At 64.1% G+C, this 18,808-nt stretch carries 17 protein-coding genes and 1 pseudogene; 4 read left to right on the top strand and 14 right to left on the bottom strand.

All coding sequences use genetic code 11. From position 1 onward, the window contains the following. Positions 1 to 165 precede the first annotated feature (165 nt). Complete coding sequence (pdeR, locus tag F6X37_RS07235) at positions 166 to 2,172, top strand: cyclic di-GMP phosphodiesterase (protein WP_187610803.1); 2,007 nt, start codon at positions 166 to 168, stop codon at positions 2,170 to 2,172. Between the two features lie 18 nt (positions 2,173 to 2,190). Here pdeR and F6X37_RS07230 read toward each other — a convergent pair whose 3' ends face one another. Both F6X37_RS07230 and F6X37_RS07225 read right to left on the bottom strand, forming a co-directional pair. Beyond that, positions 2,191 to 3,294: a malate/lactate/ureidoglycolate dehydrogenase gene (locus F6X37_RS07230; RefSeq protein WP_184059918.1), complete on the bottom strand. Its 1,104-nt coding sequence runs from the start codon at positions 3,292 to 3,294 to the stop codon at positions 2,191 to 2,193. Between the two features lie 123 nt (positions 3,295 to 3,417). Continuing rightward, on the bottom strand, positions 3,418 to 4,878 hold the full coding sequence (locus F6X37_RS07225) for a M20 family metallopeptidase (protein ID WP_187610817.1): 1,461 nt from the start codon (positions 4,876 to 4,878) through the stop codon (positions 3,418 to 3,420). Between the two features lie 168 nt (positions 4,879 to 5,046). Between F6X37_RS07225 and F6X37_RS07220 the strand changes: the two genes are divergently transcribed. Continuing rightward, entirely contained in the window at positions 5,047 to 5,358 is a 312-nt protein-coding gene (locus tag F6X37_RS07220; RefSeq protein ID WP_184047290.1) for a superinfection immunity protein, read from the top strand. 91 nt (positions 5,359 to 5,449) lie between these two features. Here the strand turns inward: F6X37_RS07220 and F6X37_RS07215 are convergent, their stop codons facing one another. From F6X37_RS07215 to F6X37_RS07200, 4 genes are all read right to left on the bottom strand, one after another. Next, the gene (locus tag F6X37_RS07215) at positions 5,450 to 5,719 is read right to left on the bottom strand and encodes a YodC family protein (protein ID WP_184039698.1); all 270 of its coding nucleotides are present in this window, start codon (positions 5,717 to 5,719) and stop codon (positions 5,450 to 5,452) included. Positions 5,720 to 6,207: 488 nt separating this feature from the next. Further along, positions 6,208 to 7,755 carry an MFS transporter gene (locus F6X37_RS07210; protein WP_187610802.1) on the bottom strand — a complete coding sequence of 516 codons (1,548 nt, stop codon included), beginning with the start codon at positions 7,753 to 7,755 and terminating at the stop codon, positions 6,208 to 6,210. A 57-nt stretch (positions 7,756 to 7,812) separates the two neighbouring features. Then, positions 7,813 to 8,442 (bottom strand): TetR/AcrR family transcriptional regulator, encoded by a 630-nt coding sequence (locus tag F6X37_RS07205; protein WP_187610801.1) that lies wholly within the window; start codon positions 8,440 to 8,442, stop codon positions 7,813 to 7,815. Between the two features lie 192 nt (positions 8,443 to 8,634). Beyond that, positions 8,635 to 9,060: an OsmC family protein gene (locus F6X37_RS07200; protein WP_184039692.1), complete on the bottom strand. Its 426-nt coding sequence runs from the start codon at positions 9,058 to 9,060 to the stop codon at positions 8,635 to 8,637. Positions 9,061 to 9,379: 319 nt separating this feature from the next. On the opposite strand from F6X37_RS07200, the gene F6X37_RS07195 reads away from it, so the two are divergent. Next, entirely contained in the window at positions 9,380 to 9,688 is a 309-nt protein-coding gene (locus tag F6X37_RS07195; RefSeq protein ID WP_187610800.1) for a DUF4148 domain-containing protein, read from the top strand. Positions 9,689 to 9,829: 141 nt separating this feature from the next. On the opposite strand, the gene F6X37_RS07190 is transcribed toward F6X37_RS07195, so the two are convergent. From F6X37_RS07190 to F6X37_RS07170, 5 genes and pseudogenes are all read right to left on the bottom strand, one after another. After that, positions 9,830 to 10,384 (bottom strand): carboxymuconolactone decarboxylase family protein, encoded by a 555-nt coding sequence (locus F6X37_RS07190; protein WP_184059908.1) that lies wholly within the window; start codon positions 10,382 to 10,384, stop codon positions 9,830 to 9,832. A 32-nt stretch (positions 10,385 to 10,416) separates the two neighbouring features. Continuing rightward, positions 10,417 to 11,745, bottom strand: a complete 1,329-nt coding sequence (locus F6X37_RS07185) for an aspartate aminotransferase family protein (protein WP_187610799.1) — start codon at positions 11,743 to 11,745, stop codon at positions 10,417 to 10,419. 5 nt (positions 11,746 to 11,750) lie between these two features. Then, positions 11,751 to 11,996, bottom strand: a pseudogene (locus tag F6X37_RS07180) (peptidase C45); the annotation flags it as partial. A gap of 208 nt (positions 11,997 to 12,204) precedes the next feature. Further along, on the bottom strand, positions 12,205 to 13,059 hold the full coding sequence (locus F6X37_RS07175; protein WP_090809694.1) for a MurR/RpiR family transcriptional regulator: 855 nt from the start codon (positions 13,057 to 13,059) through the stop codon (positions 12,205 to 12,207). A gap of 63 nt (positions 13,060 to 13,122) precedes the next feature. Beyond that, entirely contained in the window at positions 13,123 to 13,863 is a 741-nt protein-coding gene (locus F6X37_RS07170) for a haloacid dehalogenase type II (protein ID WP_187610798.1), read from the bottom strand. A gap of 144 nt (positions 13,864 to 14,007) precedes the next feature. Between F6X37_RS07170 and lhpH the strand changes: the two genes are divergently transcribed. Further along, the gene (gene lhpH / locus F6X37_RS07165) at positions 14,008 to 15,015 is read left to right on the top strand and encodes a trans-3-hydroxy-L-proline dehydratase (RefSeq protein WP_184012083.1); all 1,008 of its coding nucleotides are present in this window, start codon (positions 14,008 to 14,010) and stop codon (positions 15,013 to 15,015) included. A gap of 133 nt (positions 15,016 to 15,148) precedes the next feature. Here lhpH and F6X37_RS07160 read toward each other — a convergent pair whose 3' ends face one another. Genes F6X37_RS07160 through F6X37_RS07150 form a run of 3 tightly spaced genes read right to left on the bottom strand, consistent with a single transcriptional unit; the run spans position 15,149 to position 18,784 of the window. Next, the gene (locus tag F6X37_RS07160) at positions 15,149 to 15,832 is read right to left on the bottom strand and encodes a hypothetical protein (RefSeq protein ID WP_410451211.1); all 684 of its coding nucleotides are present in this window, start codon (positions 15,830 to 15,832) and stop codon (positions 15,149 to 15,151) included. A gap of 49 nt (positions 15,833 to 15,881) precedes the next feature. Continuing rightward, positions 15,882 to 16,508 (bottom strand): DUF429 domain-containing protein, encoded by a 627-nt coding sequence (locus tag F6X37_RS07155; protein ID WP_187610797.1) that lies wholly within the window; start codon positions 16,506 to 16,508, stop codon positions 15,882 to 15,884. Next, positions 16,505 to 18,784, bottom strand: a complete 2,280-nt coding sequence (locus tag F6X37_RS07150) for a glycogen debranching N-terminal domain-containing protein (RefSeq protein WP_187610815.1) — start codon at positions 18,782 to 18,784, stop codon at positions 16,505 to 16,507. The genes F6X37_RS07155 and F6X37_RS07150 overlap by 4 nt, the downstream gene beginning before the upstream one ends. Positions 18,785 to 18,808 lie beyond the last annotated feature (24 nt).

Below are 18,808 nucleotides of genomic sequence, written 5' to 3'. Positions count from 1 at the left end.
CCGCGCGCGGCCGCGCCGGCCCATACTCATGCTTAGCAAAACGTTAATGATTCTTCGCTCGAATTGTCACGCTTAGATACAATGAGGCAGTTTCATTTTAGTATGAGGAAGACTGTCTGCCGCCGCCCGCCTTGATAGGGACCGCCGGCACACTCCGGGGATTCCATGAGCGACCAGCTACACGACCAGGTGCTTCACGCGCGGTTCGGCACGAGCAGCCCTCGCTGGGGCCTGGCGGCGGCCAGCAACATACTGGAACTCGTGCCTGCGCACGGCCACGCGGCTGTCGGCGTCGCCATTTCCCTCACCTCTTCTCAAGCTTCCCAGGTCCGCGCGCTGAGCGGCGTGACCTCCCACGTCGTCGTCGACGTTCAGTTGGACGCCGCGCCGCTGCGGCTGCATCTGGTCGGCAAGAAACTCGATTGTCATCGCTGGGGCGGCACCGCGTCGGCCGATGGCGACACCGAATCCGTCGCGCGAGCGCTGCTGCACGGTCTGTCGTTCGCTGAACAGGTCGTCTCGGAGGTCAATTCGGTCGTCGTGATCGTCGACCGGAACGGCCGGATACAGCGCTTCAACCGGCTAGCCGAGGAGCTGACCGGGCTCAGGGAAGAGGACATCATCGGCCGCAGCGTCTGGACGTTGTTCATGTCGTCCGACGACGACCGGGTCTCGAACGAGGTGAGCGCGAATTTTTTCAATCGTGGCGAACCGTACGAGATCGAACGGCGCATCAAAACGGTGCACGGCGAACGGCTGTTCCTGTTTCGCAACAAATTCGTGCGCAGCGGCAGCGGCATCGAAGAGCAGTTCCTGATCTGCTCGGGCACCGACATCACCGAACAACGGCTCGCGCAGGACCGCCTGATCGAGCAGGCCACCACCGACCCGCTCACAGGCCTCGCCAATCGCAACGCGATCCAGGAGCGCATCCAGATCGCGATCGAACTGGCCGCGCCGGGCGAAACCGTCGGCATCCTGTTTCTCGATCTCGACAACTTCAAGAAGGTCAACGATCACTACGGCCACGTGTTCGGCGACCGCCTGATCTGCGACGTGTCGGACGCGATCCGCGACTGCCTGAATCCGGGCGACTCGCTCGCGCGTCTGGGCGGCGACGAATTCATCGTGCTCGCGGCGAAGGGCTCCGCGCATGAGCTGGAAAACACCGCGCAGCGCATTCTCGATCGTATGCGCATGCCGTTCGCTGTCGGGCTCGTCGAGGTCTATACCGGCTGCTCGATCGGCATCGCGCGTTCGCCCGAGCATGGCGAAACCCTCGAATCGCTGATCCGTTCGGCCGACACGGCAATGTACGTCGCGAAGGACGAAGGCAAGCGCACGCATCGCGTGTTCTCGCCGGACATGAATCGCCGCGTCGCGGAGTTCATGTGGCTCGACACGAATCTGCGCCGCGGACTCGACGAAGGCCAGTTGGCGCTGCACTATCAGCCGAAGCTGAACCTCGCGACGGGCGCCGTGCAAGGCGCCGAAGCGCTGGTGCGCTGGAATTCGCCGGAGCGCGGCCAGATCATGCCGGCGGAATTCATCCGTTATGCCGAGGAATCCGGACTGATCGGCGTGCTCGGCCGCTGGGTGATGGAAACCGCAGCGAAACAGGCGGCCCGCTGGAAAGCGGCCGGCTATGACCTGCGCGTCGCGATCAACGTGTCGGCGCGACAGCTCACGGATACAGCCGTGGTCCGCCATTTCACCGAGGCATTGCAGCACGCGAGTCTCGATCCATGCCTCGTCGACCTCGAACTGACCGAAAGCTGCCTGATCGAAAACGAAGCGGCCGCGATCGAGCTGATCAAGCAGTTCCGCCAACTCGGCGCGCAGGTGCATCTCGACGACTTCGGCACCGGCTACTCGTCGCTGTCGCAACTCGGCCGTATTCCGCTCGACGTGATCAAGCTCGACCGCAGCTTCACGGGCTCGATCCACGCGGATATGAAGGCACAGGCGCTGGTGCGCTCGATGGTCGCCGTCGCGCAGGAGCTCGATTTCCAGGTGGTCGCCGAAGGGATCGAAACCGAGGCGGAAGAAGCCTTCATGAAGGGGCTCGGCGTCGATTACGTGCAGGGCTTCCTGTACGCGAAGCCGATGCCCGCCACCGAGTTCGAGCGCTGGCTGCTCGATAGGCGCAGCAAGCTCAGGCTGATCGCCTGAGCCCTGCCGTCGCGCGCTTCAGCCGAGGCGCGCGGACCAACCACCCACTTCGTCTTCATCCATCCCGACGGCGCGCGCCGCGCAGTGGATTTGCGTCCACGTAGCCGCGTCGATCGGAATGCCGGCGGCCTCGCGCTGCGCGCGCGTCACGCGCTCGGGCTCGCCGGGTTCGTAGATGCGCTCCGCGCCCGCCGCGAGCGGCGACGCCTTCACCCACGCGAGGAACGCATCGGCTTCGGCTTGCGCATCGGGCGCGTCGAATGCGGTGGGATCGATGATCACCGATAGCATGCAGTTGATGATCGCGTGCGTGGTAGCGAGCGTGTCCGCATGCGTCGTGAAGCCGCCCGACAGCGCGCCGCCGAAAATCTCGCAGATCGCCGCGAGCCCGAAACCCTTGTAGCCGCCGAACGGCGTCAGCGCGCCGAACGGCGCTTCGTGCATGACTTTCGGTTCGAGCGTCGGCATGCCTTCGTGATCGATCAGCGCGCCGGGGGGCGTGTGCTTGCCCTGGTTATAAGCGACGCGCGTCTTGCCGAACGCGATCGTGCTGGTCGCGAAGTCGAGCACCAGCGGCGGTTTGCCTGGCCGCGGATAAGCGGCGCAGAACGGATTCGTGCCGATGCGCCGGTCCGCGCCGCCGAATGGCGCGACGAGCGGATCGCCCGCCACGTTGACGAAGTGAAACGACACCAGCCCGGCGCGCGCGCACTGCTCGGCCCAATGCCCGATGCGGCCGATATGATGCGCGCCGCGCAAGCCCACCGCGCAGACGCCGAGCCGCCGCGCGCGCTCGATGCCCCGCTCCATCGCCTCGAACGCGATCACCTGACCGAAGCCCTTGCCGCCTTCGACGGTCAGTACCGCGCCCGCGTCCTTCACGACGTCGGCGTGTCGATTCAGTTGCAGTTGCTGGTCGGCGAGCGATTCGACATAGCGCGGGATCATGCCGACGCCGTGCGAGTCGTGCCCGGTCAGATTCGCGGCCACCAGATGATCGGCCACCAGCTCCGCTTCGCGCGGCGTACTGCCCGCTCGCTCCCAGATCGCCCTGACGTAGGCATGCAGTTGATCGGCCGGAATCCGGGGCGTGGTGGTTTGGGCAGTCTGGGAGTCGGTCATTCAGCGTGTCGGTGAGGTTCGAACGGAAGGAATGAAACGGCGGGAAAAACAGCTGCATCAAAGCAGCATCGATAAACAGCGGGCCCGGGTCACGCCCGAGCCCCACTCAAACGAAACCAGAACTCACGGCGCCGCGGCAATCACTTCGGCAACCGCGGCCGTCAGCTTCTTGCCGTACGGCACGTGCAGGAACTCGTTCGGCCCATGTGCGTTCGACTTCGGCCCGAGCACGCCGCACACCATGAACTGCGACTTCGGGAAGCCCGCCTTCAGCACGTTCATCAACGGGATCGTGCCGCCGAGACCCATGTAGGCCGCGTCGGCGCCGAAGTGCTGACGCGACGCATCGTTGAGCGCGGTGGCGAGCCACGGCGCGACCTCCGGTGCGTTCCAGCCGCTCGCCGCGCCCGCATCCGGCTTGAACGTGACCTTCGCGTTGTACGGCGGATCGAATTCGAGCAGCGCCTTCAGTTCGGCGACCGCCTTCTCCGCTTCGATGGTCGGCGGCAGCCGCAGCGACAGCTTGAACGCCGTGCGCGGACGCAGCACGTTGCCGGCGTCGGCGAGCGCGGGCAAGCCAGCCGCGCCCGTCACCGACAGCGACGGACGCCACGTCGAATTGAGCAGCGCCTCGCGCGGATCCGTCGTGGTGGGCAGCACCTGACGGCCGTCCTGGCCGCACGCCCACGGCATCTTCTTCCAGACGTCATCGCCGAGAACCTTTGCGGCGGCCTCCGCTTCGCGCAGACGATCGGCCGGCACCGTGCAGTGGAAGCCCTTCGGCAGCAGCGTGCCGTTGGCGGAGTCTTCGAGACGGTCGAACAGTTGCCGCATGATGCGGAAGCTCGACGGCACGATGCCGCCGTAGACGCCCGAGTGAATCCCTTCGTCGAGCACCTGCACTTCGAGATCGCCGCCGACGAGTCCGCGCAGCGACGTGGTCAGCCACAACTGGTCGTAATTGCCCGCGCCCGAATCGAGACACACGACCAGCCCGACGTTGCCGAGCCGCTCGCGCAGCGCGTCGACGTAGGGCAGCAGATCGTAGCTGCCCGACTCCTCGCAGGTTTCGATCAGCCCGACGCAGCGCGGACGCTCGACACCCTGTGCATCGAGCGCGGCGAGCGCCGTCAGGCTCGCATAGATCGCGTAGCCGTCGTCCGCGCCGCCGCGGCCGTAGAGCTTGCCGTCTTCGAACTTCGGCGTCCACGGACCGAGGTCGTTGCGCCAGCCATCGAACTCGGGCTGCTTGTCGAGGTGGCCATAGAGCACGACGGTTTCGTCGCTGCCCGAGCGCGTCGCGGCCGTCTCGAAGAAGATCACCGGCGTGCGGCCCGGCAGGCGGATCACCTCGAGCTTCAGGCCGCGCACCGGTTGCTGCTCGGCCCATTGCGCGGCGTCGGTGATCACGCGCTCCAGATAACCGTGTTTCGCCCAGTCGGGATCGAACGCCGGACTCTTGGCCGGCACCGCGATGTAGTCCGTCAGCGCGGGCACGATCTCGTCGTTCCACTTGCGCTCGACGAATTCTCGTAGCGTGTCCGGGTTGAGTTGAGCCTGCTGGGTCGTGTCGTCGGTGATCATGATCGGGTCCGTGAAGTACTGTTCGGTCGAAACGATCATGATAGTCCCGATGCGTGTCGGGCTGAACCCCTTGCGGTGATTGGGGTGGAGACTGGAACGCGCAGGTGCGAGGCGCGCGGCCGCCATTCGCGCGACAATCGCTACATGCATCGCGCATCAGGAGCTTGTATGGGTGGCAACGTGGCCGTTCAGGCCATCGGCGCGGCGTTCGCGCTGGCCTTGTATTTTCTGCCGGCGATCATCGCGGACCGGCGCAAGCGCCGCGACGTGCTGACGCTCGCGCTCTTCAATGCCTGCCTCGGCTGGACCGTGCTCGGCTGGGTGCTCGCGCTGTATTGGGCGCTACAGCCGAATCCGGCGGAGAGCCTCGCGCGGGACGTCGTGGAGACACGCAAGGTGTCGACCTTGCGCGCGTTTTCATCGGCGCTGACGCTGCGCGTGCGGCGACGCCAGGCCGCGCGCGACCGGCCCGAGCGCTGAAACGATTCGGGCGGCTCGAGCAATACGAGCAGCAAATGAACAACAGGAAACCGATTGATTGACGTGCACGGGCGTCACTCAGGGGCATCACTCAGGCCGCGCGCCCGATGCGACTCCACTGTACCGAGCCCGCCGGAATGGAGCGCGGCTCCGCCCGCACGGCTTGCGCGGCAAAGCTTTCGTGGCGCAGTTCGCCGTGTTCGTCGAACCACTCGCAGATCACCCAGTCGCCGGGATTCAGCGCGACCGGACCTGCGTACGTCACGGTCATGCGCGGGCCCCCTTCTTTTAACTTGACGACGTCGCCCACATTGAAGGCGGCGGATGTTGTCTGGAATGCGTCAATGGTAGCGGTCAGCATATTGGGTCCCCCTATCTTGAGCGTTTATTAAGTTGAGCCCGGCTTTATCGACTCCGACCTGTTGAACGTACACTCTAAAGGTAAGACAGATTAACAATCGAATTTAAACGCGGCAAGCGATTTTTTATTGATACCGTTTTCACCAGACCCGGAGTCCATGCTCGCTGGCTAAAGTTCTCGGCATTACCGAAAACAATCATCGCGACACCTTGCGGCTAACCCTATGTGCGCTACCGCACAAACGCAACACTTACTGCAGGCCGTTTGCAGGCCGGTAGAAAATGCGAGGCCGTTTCGTCTGATTACAAAAAGCTGATGCGATGTCGTCGAGCCGTTAATCGGAATGAGCCAGTTTGATCTAAATCAGAATTACCTGTGAACGAGTAGATCGCCGGTAAATACCATGCAGTTCGTTATACCGCTTCGTTCAAATTGAACGATTTTTTTCAGCAAGCTAACAAATGAAAACGATTACCAGCGGATTAATTTCAAACTGCCGGGGCCACCGAGCGCCGCACGCCTTGCTGATGACGTACCAGCAGCACGCTAAGGCCGATACACACGAACATCAGCACGGCATTGATAGCGAGGCTCAGCTGGAACGCGTGCGCATAAGAGGCGGGTGCCGAACTGCCGCCGAGCGCCCCGAAGAACGCGCCGCTGATCGCCGCGGTGCCGAACGCGGAGCCGATCTGCAACGTCGACGAGACCACACCCGATGCAAGCCCGGCCTTCTCGGGCACCACCTCCTGCAGCACGATGCGCATGATCGACGGCAACAGCAGACCATGTCCGACGCCCGCGCACACTAGCCCGCAGTAGAACAGCAGATCGGGCGTCGCGGATTGGGTAGCGGACCAGCCTGTCACCGTGAAGCCCAACGTCATCATCGAGAAACCGAGCGTCAGCACGTGGGCGCCGATGCGCTTGACCACGGCCGGCGACGTCAACGGCCCGATCACGAAGCCGAGCGCGAACGGCATGATCGCGATGCCCGACGCGAGCGGCGTCCAGTGGAGGCCGGTTTGCAGAAAGATGCCGTAGGTCAGGAAGAACGCGCTATTGCAATAGAACAGGAACGCGAGCACGAGACCAAGCGCGAACGCGCGATTGCGGAACAGTTGCAGATCGACGAGCGGATGGCCGCCAGCGCGCTCGAAGCGCCGCTCGGTCGCGACGAACAGCGCGAACACCGGCACCGCGAGTGCGAACATGGCGAAGGTCCACGCGGGCCAGCCGGCTTCACGGCCATGCGTCATCGGATAGATGACGAGCAGCAGCACCGCCGACAGCAGCGCGACGCCCTTCAGATCGACGCCGGTATGCGTGGCCGGCTGGTTCTCCGGCACGAACTTCCATGTGCCGATGAACGCCGCGATGCCGATCGGGATGTTGATCAGGAAGATCACGCGCCAGTCGAGCCCGAACGGGTGATACGTTATCAGCGCGCCGCCGCCGAGTTGCCCGACGATCGACGACAAGCCGAACACGAAGCCATACAGACTCATCACGCGCGTCTGCTGATGCAACGGCACGACCGCACGAATCGTCGCGAGCACTTGCGGCGCCATCACCGCGGCCGCGATGCCTTGCACGATGCGCGAGATCACGAGCATGTGGCCGCTCGTCGCGAAGCCGCACAACGCCGACGCGATCACGAAAGCCGCCATGCCCGTCATGAACATGCGACGGCGGCCGAACAGATCGCCAAGGCGGCCCCCCGTGATTAGCAGCACCGCGTAGGCGGACGCATAAGCCGACACGACGAGTTGCAGTTGCGCGTCGCTCGCGTTGAGGCCCGTGTGAATCGACGGCAGCGCCAGATTGACGATGAAGTAATCGAGCGGCGCGAGAAAGGCGCCGACGAACAGCACGGCAAGCGCGAGCGCCTGGCGCTGAAAGCCCGGCGCCGACGCTTTGGCGGCGACAGCCATGCCGGCCATCGCCGGGCCGGGACCGGTCACGGCTGCGCTCGCCGCGCAGCTGACAGACCCACCGAATGCCGCCGGAGCGGACTTGATTGCCTCAGGTTTCATGACCGATCGTTCAACAATTGGTTAAAAAATTTTGCCCCACTGCCCGCGGACGAGGCGTTACACCAGCGCGCGCATCGCCACATCGACGATACCGATCAGCGCATCTTGCTGATGCGCGACCCGCCCCATGACCCGCAAGCCCTGCATCACGCATAGCAGGAAATCGCCGACGGCTTTTTCGTCGAGCGTCGAATCGAATGCGCCGCTCGCCTGACCGCGGATCACCGCCGCCGCGAGCAAAGTCGCCATGCGGCGCTGAATCGTGGCGACGCGCGCGCGCAGCACTTCGTCATCGGGCTGCATTTCGAGCGTCGTATTCGTAATGAAACAGCTGCGCCGGCCGCTCAATGCGCAGGACACCCTCGCGTAGTGGAGCAGCGCGTCGCGCAGCGCCTGCTCCGGCTCGGCCGTCGCGCTCAGTCGCTGCGCAAGCCGCGCGACCGCGCCTTCCGAGTAATGATCCAGCGCGGCGAGCATGATGCCGTGCTTGTCGCCGAACACGCCGTACAGGCTGCCGCGCAGCAGACCGGTGGCCTTGCACAGATCGTCGATCGACGTCGCGTGGTAGCCGTGATCCCAGAACACCTGGCTCGCGTTCGCCAGCACGGTGGCCGTGTCGAACTCGCGCGGACGGCCGCGCTGACATGTTTCGCCAGCTTTTTTCGCGGCTTGCTTTGAATGACTCAATTGCGATGACCTTGTTGCCTGGTTGCGTCGGTCCGTTGATATTATGACTGGATGTTCAATAAATCAAGGATGGCATTCCGTAGGCCTACTCGCGTCGGGGTCATCCGTTCATGCGACAACCGGCATCAAAAAACCGGCGGCGGACATGGCCCGTCGCCGGCTTCGTTGCGCGCTCACAGTGACAGCAGGGGCTCAGGTCTCGAGCTTCGCATCCATCGTAATCGTTGCATTCAGCACCTTCGACACGGGGCACCCGGCCTTTGCGTCCGCGGTGGCTTTGTCGAACGCGGCCTTGTCTCCGCCCGGAATCTTCACGGTCACGTCGAGATGCACCGCGGTGATCGCGAAGCCGCCGCCGTCCTTGTCGAGCGTGACGGTGGCCGTGGTGCCGATGCGCTCCGGCGTGATGTTGGCCTTGCCCAGCTCCGCCGACAACGCCATCGAGAAACATCCCGCATGCGCGGCCGCGATCAGCTCTTCCGGATTCGTGCCGATGCCGTCCGCGAAGCGCGTCGCGAACGAGTACTGGGTGTCCTTCAGGACGCCGCTGTCGGTGGAAATCGAGCCCTTGCCGTTCTGCAGGCCGCCTTGCCAGACTGCCGATGCCTTGCGCTTCATTGCTCTCTCCTGTTTGTGCCTTGCCGCGCACGCTGCTCGACCAAAGATGATGCCCGCCGCGGCGGTCCGCCCGGATGTGTCCGCGCCTGGGCATCGGTCGCAGGTGCCGCGCGGCTTGCAGGCGCGGGCGTGGACCGGATTTCATCATAGGCGCTTCCGCGTCCCGGCGCGGAAAAGCGCCTTTTTCACTATCTCAAAACTGGCAATAATATTTCGCCAGAAAGCCGCTTTTTTACTGACCTCGTAAGAAATAGACTGCGTTCAACGGATCGGGAAAGCGTTTCACACCGATCCACCACACAATCAATTGGAGGTCGTCATGAAATCGCTTCTTTCCGCAGTCGTCGTCGCATCCGCTCTTATCGTTCCGGCACTGTCGTTCGCCCAGCAGGCAAACGGTCCGGTCACGCGCGCTCAGGTGCGCGCCGAACTCGTAGCCGCGCAAAAAGCAGGCCTCCTGAACCAGAACGACACCACCTATCCGAAGGCCGTGCCCCAGGACTCGACGATCGTCACCGCTGCGGCGCAAGGTTCGCAAGACGTCGGCGGCGCGAAGGCCAGTTCGTCGGACGCGGGCGCGCCGGCGACGGTGCAGCAACGTCTCTTTTCGACGTATCGCGGTAACTGAGCGTGGTAACTGATCGTGATAATTGAGCGCGCAAGTCGTTAATGCAGCGCGCAGTAAAAAGCCCCGGTTGCGAAGTTCGGCAACCGGGGCTTTTCGTTGGCGCGCGCGGCGCTGCTGCGCAGCCGCTCGTTGGCAAAAGCGCTATTCGGGGAACGGCAGGCTTTGCTGCCCCACTGCGCGCATGTCGAACACGTTCAGCGTCATCGCGACCAGCGCGTAGTAGCCGAGCAGGCCGACCAGGTTGATCACGACCTGATGCCCGAAACGCCCGACCGCCTGCGCATACGTCGCGGCCGTCACGCGCTTCGTCTCGTACAGTTCGCTCGCGAAGTCGTAGATCAGCGCGTCGTCGGCATCGGCGAACTCGGGGCGGCGCCCCTGGCGGATCGCCTCGGCGTCCGCTTCGCCGACGCCCGCCTGCAGCGCGATCGGATAGTGGATGTACCACTCCGCCTGGGCCTGCCAGCGCGAAGCGGTCACCAGAATCGCGAGTTCCGACAGCCGCAGCGGCAGCCCGGTCTGGTAGCGGCAAAACGCGCCGAGGCGTTGCGCGTGCTGCGCGAGATCGGGGCTGTGAATCCAGCCGAGGAACGGCCCATTCAGGTTGCCGCGCGGGCCGGACAGGATTTCGTCGAGCACCGCCTTCTGTTCGGGCGTGGCAGTGGACATGTCGAAGTGAGGCAAGCGCTCGGTCATCATCGTTCTCGCAAAAGGCGGTGGGTCGAATCTCAGCGGGCGGCGAGCGACGCGCCGATCGCATCGCTGAGGCGGCTGACGATCTCGTCGATGTCGCGCTCCGTGCAGATGAACGGCGGCGCGAGCAGCACGTGGTCGCCGCTCTCGCCGTCGACGGTCCCGCCCATCGGATACACCATCAGGCCGCGCGCGAACGCTTCGCGTTTGATCGTCGCGTGCAGTTTCAGTTTGGCGTCGAACGGCTCTTTGGTAACGCGATCCTTGACGAGTTCGACGCCGACGAACAAGCCGCGCCCGCGCACGTCGCCGATATGCGCATGTTGCGCATAGTGCTCGCGCAGCCGGCCGCGCAACTGCTCGCCGCGCGCCTGCACGTTCGCCAGCAGATCGTCTTCCGCGATCACGCGCTGCACTTCGAGCGCGGCCGCGCACGCGGTCGCATGGCCGATATAGGTATGGCCATGCTGGAAGAAGCCGGAGCCGCCGACGATGGTCTGATAGATGCGGTCGCTGACCAGCGTCGCGCCGATCGCCTGATAACCCGCACCAAGGCCCTTGGCGATCGTCAGCATATCGGGCGCCACCCCGTCTTCGTCGCACGCGTACAGATAGCCGGTGCGGCCCATGCCCGACATGATCTCGTCGAGAATCAGCAGCACGCCGTAGCGGTCGCACACCGCGCGGATCTTGCGGAAGTATTCGCGCACCGGCGGCACCGCGCCCGCCGTGGCGCCGACCACCGTTTCCGCGACGAACGCCGCGACCGTGTCCGCACCGAGCGCGAGAATCTTCTGCTCGAGTTCATCGGCGAGACGCTGAGCGAACGCTTCTTCGGTTTCGTCCGCGCGCTGCTCGCGATATGCGTAGCACGGGCTCACGTGATGCGCTTCGATCAGGATCGGCAGGAACGGCTCGCGGCGCCATGCATTGCCGCCGATCGCGAGTGCGCCGAGGGTGTTGCCGTGATAGCTCTGCCGACGCGCGATGAAATGGCGCCGCTGCGTCTCGCCCTTCTCGACGAAATACTGACGCGCGAGCTTGAGCGCCGCCTCGATCGCCTCCGAGCCACCCGACACGAAGTACACGTGCTCGAGTCCGGCCGGCGCGCTCGCGACGAGCCGGTCGGCCAGTTGCTCGGCCGGCTCCGTCGTGAAGAACGACGTGTGCGCGTACGGCAACCGTTGGGCTTGCCGCTTGATCGCGTCGATCACGCGCTGGTTGCTGTGACCGAGGCACGACACGGCTGCGCCGCCCGACGCGTCGATATAACGCTTGCCGGTGGAGTCGATGATTTCGATGCCGTCGCCCGCGACGGCCACCGGCAAGGATTGCTTCGGAGAGCGATGAAAAACGGTGGACATGATGTTCAGTTCCTGGTGAGGGCGGCGGGCGCTGAAACGCGGGCCGGTTCGGGCGTCGCGCATGCGACGAAAGTGTCGAACGCGCATTGCTTCTGGCGATACGCTTTCATCGACACACCAGCGTTGCCGATTTCGAACAGCGCGGTGGCGAGGGTGTTTTCGTCGTCGGGATCGTAAGGATCGTCGCGATAGATCGGCAAGCCCGCCGGCGCGCGATCGTGCAGTACGTCGAGCAGGGCCGCCGGTTGCAGCGGGCGGGCCGCGGCGAGGCGATTTCGCCAAGCCGGTAGCCGATGTCGTACGGCTCGCCGCTGACCTGAAAAAACACTGAATTCCTGCATCGACGCCACGGGTCGCACCATATTCAACAATCGGTACGTATTTATACGCCAATACAACATTTGTTGTCAAATACCTTGAACGGCATCGAATGGAGCGCGGCGTGCCTCACGCAATCGCTCAAGGCACGTACGCGCCCTTCGCATGCAACGATTGTTCGGCGAGCGCAAGCTGCTCGAGCGCATCCGCGCCTTCGAGCGCGAGCAAATGCGCGACCAGCGCTTCGGCGATCGCGGTGGCGGCCACCAGCGACGGAAAGAACGACGGGCTTTCGTGCGAGAAGATCAGTACCTTGTCGGCATTCAACGCGATCGGCGACACGGCGCTGTCGGTGAGGGCGATCAGTTTGCTGCCTTTTTCGAGCGCGGCCTCGGCGACGCGCGCGGCTTCGACCGAATACGGCGCGAAGCTGATGACGATGGTCGCGCTGTCGCGCTCGATCGTGCGCAGTTGCATTTCGAGCGTGCCGGCCTCGCCGTTGAGCAGCGACACCGACGGACGAAACAGCCGGTAGCCATAGACGAGACCGAACGCCACCGCGTAACACGAGCGGAAGCCCGCCACGTGCACGTGCGACGCACGCCGCAACACGCGCGCGGCCTCGACGATCACGCGGCCGCTATGCGCGGCGGTCGTTTCGAGATTGTGCTGCTGCGCGACGAGAAGATCGTTCGCGAGCGCATCTTTCGATTTGACCATCGAGCGCGCCCGGCTCGTCAACGGCTCGGGCCGCGTGCGCACGCGCGCGACGAACAGATCGCGCAATTCGTTCCAGCCGGGAAACCCCAGTTGCTGCGACAGCCGCACCAGCGACGCGGGCTGCACCTGCGCGCGCTCGGCCACCTTGCGCATCGACGACACCGCGACCTCGTCGGGATGATCGAGCAGGAAGCCCGCTCCCATCTGGAACTGCGGGCTCAGTTCGGGAAAGCGCGCCCGGATCAGGGCGACGAGCTGATCGAAGCTGTCTGGCATGGTGAGGTGGGTCTGCGCCGAGGTGAGAGATGACAACAAATGTTACCACCGGGCAGGCGCGTTTCAACGGCGCGAAGATGCTCGGTTCACCAGCGCTTCCCGATGCGCGTCGACGAAGTCCGCCATGCTGTCGAAGCGGAAGTCGATGTCAGGCTGCGAGCCCGGGTTCATCGTCGCGCCAAAGCCCGGCTGCGAATGACGGCGGTAAATCCAGCACGATGCCAGGCCGAACTCGTTTGCGGGCTTGTGGTCATGGAAGAGGCTTTCTGCCGTGTGAAGGATTTTTTCCTTCTTGATGCCGTGCTGATCGAGCTTCTGAAGCATGTACTCGAAGTTGCGCGGCGACGGCTTGTAGGACCCGACGTCCTCCGCTGTGATGATGGCGTCGAACTCAACCTGAAGCCTGGCGTTGCTGAAGGTGAAACTTTCGTTGTCGATGTTCGACAGGATGACCAGCTTGTAGTGCCTCTTCAGATATTGCAGCGCGACCGCGGAATCGGCGAATGCCGGCCAGTTTCTGATCGACTGGCCGTACGCCACGCATTCTTCGTGTGTATAGGGCAGGCTCCACTCTTCAGCCATGCGCTTATATACGATGGGAAGCAGTTCCTGATAGCGCTTCGCAGGGGTAAAGTTCTGCTGCGACGACTCGTGGCGAGCGTGCGCTTCGAGAACCTCGTCACGCGTGAGCGGCGTTCTGGCTCGCTCCAGCAGAGGCCTCAGGCCTTCAAGGATGCCACTCTCCCAGTCGATCAAGGTGCCGTAGCAGTCAAAAGTCAGTGTATCGAAATCGCTCAGTTTCACGAGTCCTCCTGTCGGATGGCGTGCTCAAAGGTTGAACCCATGCCGAAGCGCAGCTAATCTGGTCAAACACGGATCCAATACCTGGAGACTATATGCGCCACCCTACGGGCAGTGACATTCAATCGAATAACCCCCAAGGCACACATGAAAATCACTCGCACTATTTCGACAGTCGAGGTCCATACCGGCGGCGAAGCGTTCCGTATCGTGACGAGCGGGCTTCCTCGTCTTCCCGGTGACACCATCGTCAAGCGTCGAGCGTGGCTGAAGGAGAACGCCGACGAAATTCGTACCGCGCTGATGTTCGAACCGCGTGGTCATGCCGACATGTACGGCGGATACCTGACCGAACCCGTTAGTCCCACGGCAGACTTCGGAATCATCTTCGTCCACAACGAGGGTTATAGCGACCACTGCGGACACGGCGTTATCGCGCTGTCTACCGCGGCGGTCGAGTTGGGCTGGGTTCAGCGCCAGATTCCCGAGACGCGAATCGGCATCGACGCTCCATGTGGCTTCATCGAGGCGTTCGTGCAATGGGATGGTGAACACGCCGGCAACGTACGCTTCGTCAACGTTCCGTCGTTCATCTGGAAACGGGATGTCACGGTCGAGACGCCGTCGTTTGGCACGGTAAAGGGTGACATCGCCTTCGGTGGTGCCTTCTACTTCTATACGGACGGTGCGCCGCACGGTCTCGCAGTCCGGGAGTCTTCTGTCGAGGAACTGATCAAGTTTGGCGCCGAGGTCAAAAAAGCTGCAAACGACGCGTACCCTGTTGAGCATCCCGATATCCCGGAAATCAACCACATCTACGGGACCATCATTGCCAACGCACCGCGGCACGAAGGCTCGACGCAAGCCAACTGTTGCGTGTTCGCCGACCGTGAAGTGGACCGTTCGCCCACCGGCTCAGGGACGGGCGGACGCGTCGCGCAACTCTATCTGCGCGGCGAACTGGCGAGCAACGAGACGCTCGTCAATGAGTCCATCATCGGCACCGTCTTCAAGGGGCGTGTACTCAGTGAGACGACCGTCGGCGACTTCAAGGCCGTCGTCCCCGAGGTCCAGGGCAACGCATACGTTTGCGGTTTCGCAACCTGGATCGTGGACGAGCGTGACCCGCTGACTTACGGTTTCCTCGTCCGATAATCGGTTCCTTGCAGTCGCTTTTAGCGCGGAACGCTGTGACAGGCATTCCGCGTTGTTTGATTGGCGAATCGCGCGGCCCGACCGGTAGGTCAAAGCGCGGCTTCGTGCGCGAGGCCAGCGCGTTGGCATCAACTCATCGCCCGTTCTTACCTTGCGTCTTCTTTGCGGTCGCCCTGCTTCGGTTCCGAAGCGCGAAGAACACACCGGCACCGAGCGCGACGAGCAGAACCACGATCAGGCCGCCACTGATGTCGCTCATGCCGGTCATGCCACGAGATTCGCTCTGGCTGGGCGCCGCCGAGGCAGCCATGGGCGCGGAAGCCTCCGCCGCGACGGGCTGCGGAAGCGCCACACCGGCGGCACTCCCTTGACGCACCAGAGAAGCCTCCGATGTCGGCGAGGCCTGGGACACCTGAGATGCATCAGACGCGGATACGACTGGAGGCGCTTCGGGATTGGGACCGACAGGTGCCATCGCCGTTTCCGAGGCCGTCATGACAGGCGCGGCCGGCTGAGGCGCGGCCGCCTGAGGAGCGACGTCGACGGACCGGGCCATCGCTTTCCACTGCGCGAACACGCCATCCACGCAGTGCACATCGATACAGGCGTTTCGCGCCTGCCGCCACTTCGCCAGTTGCGCGGACGAGAGTTTCCCGCTGCTCAGAAGAGCCTGTTGCTGCGCGAAGATGTCGTCGTACTCGTTGTTCAGGATCGCGTGATCGCAAATGACGCGCTCAGCGGGTTGCTGCGAGGTTGCACACTGAATGTCGTTCGCCGATGCCGCGGTCGAACCCAACGCCGCCATGGATAGCAGCAATACTCCGAATCGTCGTGCCAGGTGCACCCGTCCTCCCAGAATGTGAGTGTCAAAGTCCAGGCACCACGATGAATCCGCCTGGCTCGTCACCGTATGTATCGACTCTGCCTTCCAGCAGATAACGTGCCGCCAACGCGCATAGCGCCGCGTCGACGTCGTCGATCGAAGTCAGCGACGCTGTTGCGATACCTTCCCGTTCGAGGATTGCCCGGCGCTGCGGACCCTTTTGCTTCGCGGATGCGACGTCCGTCCCGAGGAAAGCGCACGTGATCGCGTGGGGGAATGTCTCGAAGCACACGCGGCCATTGATTTTTTCGCCGCCGCTGAAAAGCGGAAAGTGCGCGACGAATGCGTCGTAGACGCGCTCGCCGTTGAACATCCATCCGTAGAAGCCGCTTTTGCAGGCGATCGCCGTTTCGCGAGCCGGTGTCGCAAACGAAAAGATTCGCTGCCGCGCGAGCGCCTTCTCGGCTAGTCGTCCCGCGGCGCCTGTTCGCCAACGACACGGCGCATCGATGCCGACCGCCGCCACCTCGAGTGCGCGACACCGTTCGAGCATCTGTTCGGGGGTCGCGTTGCCGAGATGGCTCACGATCTCGGTGCCGCGCAGGACGATCAGATGGTTTCTCTTCCGGTCGCCGCCAACATCGATGCCCGCTACCGTGGTCGGCGTCAAAGCAGCGCCACCACCCTCACATCGCCCTGCTCCGCCGACGCCACCACCTTCTCGCCGATCCGGCGGAACGTGATCGACACCGACGCATCCCCGACCCGCAGATCGCTGACCTCGAGCCAGTCGATACCTTCGGGCAGCATCGGCTGTTCGATCAGCACTTCGCGGCGCTCGGCGTCGATCGTGATGCCCAGACACGCCTCGAGCATCATGAACGGCGAGCCCGCCGCCCATGCCTGCGGCAAACACGCGACCGGATAGGCCGTGGGCGGCTCGCCGCGGCGTCGCGGGAAGCCGCAAAACAGCTCGGGCAAGCGCATGTCGAAATTGACCGCGGCCTGGAACAGCGCCTGCAGCAGCTTCACGGCCGACGCCTTGCCGCCATAGCGTGACAGCCCGCGCGCGCACAGCGCGTTGTCGTGCGGCCAGACCGAGCCGTTGTGATATGCCATCGGATTGAAGCGCGCCTGGCTCGCGGCCAGTGTGCGCACGCCCCAGCCGGTGTGGAACAGCGTCGAGTCGAGCGCCCGCACCACCGCCTCGCCGCGCTCGCGCGTGGGCAGGCCGAACGCCAGCAGATGCCCCGCGTTCGATGCCATCACGCGACACAACTCGCCATGACCGTCGAGCGCGATGCCGTAAAAGCCGACCTCGTCCATCCAGTACTTTTCTTCGACGCAGCGGCGGATCTTCTTCGCGCGCTCCGCGTATTGCGCGGCCGCGTCGCGCAGGCCGCGCAGCTTCGCGTAGTGAGCCATCGTGTCGAACGCGGCGCTCGCATAGGCCTGCACTTCGACGAGCGCGATCGGGCCGTCAGGGAAGCGCCCGTCCGCATGGAACACCGAATCGTGACTGTCTTTCCAGCCCTGGTTCGCGAGGCCGCCATCCGATTCGCGCTGGTAATCGAGCAGCCCGTGCCGGTTTTTGTCGCATACGCCCGCGACCCACTGCGCCGCGCGTTCGAGCGCCGGCCATAGTTCGTCGATCAAGCCGACGTCGCCGGTGCGGGCCGCGTAGGCCCCGGCCAGCACGATGAACAGCGGCGTGGTGTCGACACCGCCGTAGTACAGCGCGAACGGCACTTCGCCGGCCGCGGCCATTTCGCCCTTGCGCATCTCGTGCATGATCTTGCCCGGCGCGGCGTCGCGAAACGGCGAGTTCTCGCGCGCCTGATGCTCGGCGAGAAAGCGCAGCACGCCGGCTGCGAGATGCGGTTGCAGCCACAGCGTCTGCAGCGACGTGATCACCGCGTCGCGGCCGAACGGGGTCGAAAACCATGGGATGCCCGCGTACGGGTACGGGCCGGTCGCGAGATCCGTCGTCAGCAGGCCGAGGTCGGCGAACGAGCGGTCGATCCACGCGTTGAACAGCGGATTGCTCGAACGCACGCGCGCGCTCGCGTTGCGTCGCTCGCGCATCACCAGGTGCGCATCCACCATTGCCGCGCGTACCGCCGTGCGGCCGACGCGCGGGCGCTCAGCATCGATCTGCGAGAGATGCGCTTCGCTCAACGCATGCATCGGCTGCGACACGTCGGCGCCGGGCTTGCCGGTCATCGGCACGACATGCACCGCTATCGACAGATAGATCGACACGCATGCCTGCGCGGGCAGCTTGACGGTGTAGTCGGCGCGGTCGGCGAACAGCTTGTCCGGCTGCGGCGAGAACGCGATCCGCACGTTGCGCGCCACGTCGTCGAGACCGATGTAGCCGAGCAGCACCTCCTGATTCTCGATGCGCGCGGGCTGCACGCGACCCTGTTTGTCGCGCTTCAGGCCGCGCACTTCGAACATATCCCGGAAATCGCTGGAAAACGAAATCGACAGCGGCACGGTCGCATCGTGCGTGCCGTAGTTCGTGAGCTCGATCGCCTCGTTGAGCACGGTGCCCGACAGCACACGCACACGCTCGACGTGGATCACGCCTTCGGGCGTGCTGTCGCCGCCGAGCGGCGGCAGCGGGCGGTTGGTCAGATGCGCGGTGAAACTGGTGTTGTCGCTGCTGACGCTGCCCGACAGCAGCGACGGCGCGCGGCCGCCGAAGGTCAGGCGCAGTTGCGACATCACGCGCGTATCGTTGACGAACAGGCCATCGTCGTGGCCGGTGATATCGCCCAGCGGATCGTTGACGATGAAGGTGTCGCCCGACTTGAGCACGTGCTGCGTAACGCTCGCGACGTTAAGGTTTTCCGTCGGGATGAAAACGCCGTCCTGCTCGGGCTCGCGATGATCGACGCCGCCGGAGTGGGTCAGCCCGCCGAGGGCTTCTGGCTGCTGTATCAAGGTCGCTCCTATGGATTCGCT

The sequence above is a fragment of the Paraburkholderia sp. 31.1 genome, from assembly GCF_014397645.1.
In the GTDB taxonomy this organism is placed as follows: Bacteria; Pseudomonadota; Gammaproteobacteria; order Burkholderiales; family Burkholderiaceae; genus Paraburkholderia; species Paraburkholderia tuberum.
This window is presented reverse-complemented; position numbering and strand designations above follow the sequence as displayed.

Excerpts from the sequence above, each read along its gene's own strand:
- pdeR (WP_187610803.1), top strand. The coding sequence starts at position 166 with ATGAGCGACCAGCTACACGACCAGGTGCTTCACGCGCGGTTCGGCACG.
- F6X37_RS07230 (WP_184059918.1), bottom strand. The coding sequence starts at position 3,294 with ATGACCGACTCCCAGACTGCCCAAACCACCACGCCCCGGATTCCGGCC.
- F6X37_RS07225 (WP_187610817.1), bottom strand. The coding sequence starts at position 4,878 with ATGATCACCGACGACACGACCCAGCAGGCTCAACTCAACCCGGACACG.
- F6X37_RS07220 (WP_184047290.1), top strand. The coding sequence starts at position 5,047 with ATGGGTGGCAACGTGGCCGTTCAGGCCATCGGCGCGGCGTTCGCGCTG.
- F6X37_RS07215 (WP_184039698.1), bottom strand. The coding sequence starts at position 5,719 with ATGCTGACCGCTACCATTGACGCATTCCAGACAACATCCGCCGCCTTC.
- F6X37_RS07210 (WP_187610802.1), bottom strand. The coding sequence starts at position 7,755 with ATGAAACCTGAGGCAATCAAGTCCGCTCCGGCGGCATTCGGTGGGTCT.
- F6X37_RS07200 (WP_184039692.1), bottom strand. The coding sequence starts at position 9,060 with ATGAAGCGCAAGGCATCGGCAGTCTGGCAAGGCGGCCTGCAGAACGGC.
- F6X37_RS07195 (WP_187610800.1), top strand. The coding sequence starts at position 9,380 with ATGAAATCGCTTCTTTCCGCAGTCGTCGTCGCATCCGCTCTTATCGTT.
- F6X37_RS07190 (WP_184059908.1), bottom strand. The coding sequence starts at position 10,384 with ATGACCGAGCGCTTGCCTCACTTCGACATGTCCACTGCCACGCCCGAA.
- F6X37_RS07185 (WP_187610799.1), bottom strand. The coding sequence starts at position 11,745 with ATGTCCACCGTTTTTCATCGCTCTCCGAAGCAATCCTTGCCGGTGGCC.
- F6X37_RS07175 (WP_090809694.1), bottom strand. The coding sequence starts at position 13,059 with ATGCCAGACAGCTTCGATCAGCTCGTCGCCCTGATCCGGGCGCGCTTT.
- lhpH (WP_184012083.1), top strand. The coding sequence starts at position 14,008 with ATGAAAATCACTCGCACTATTTCGACAGTCGAGGTCCATACCGGCGGC.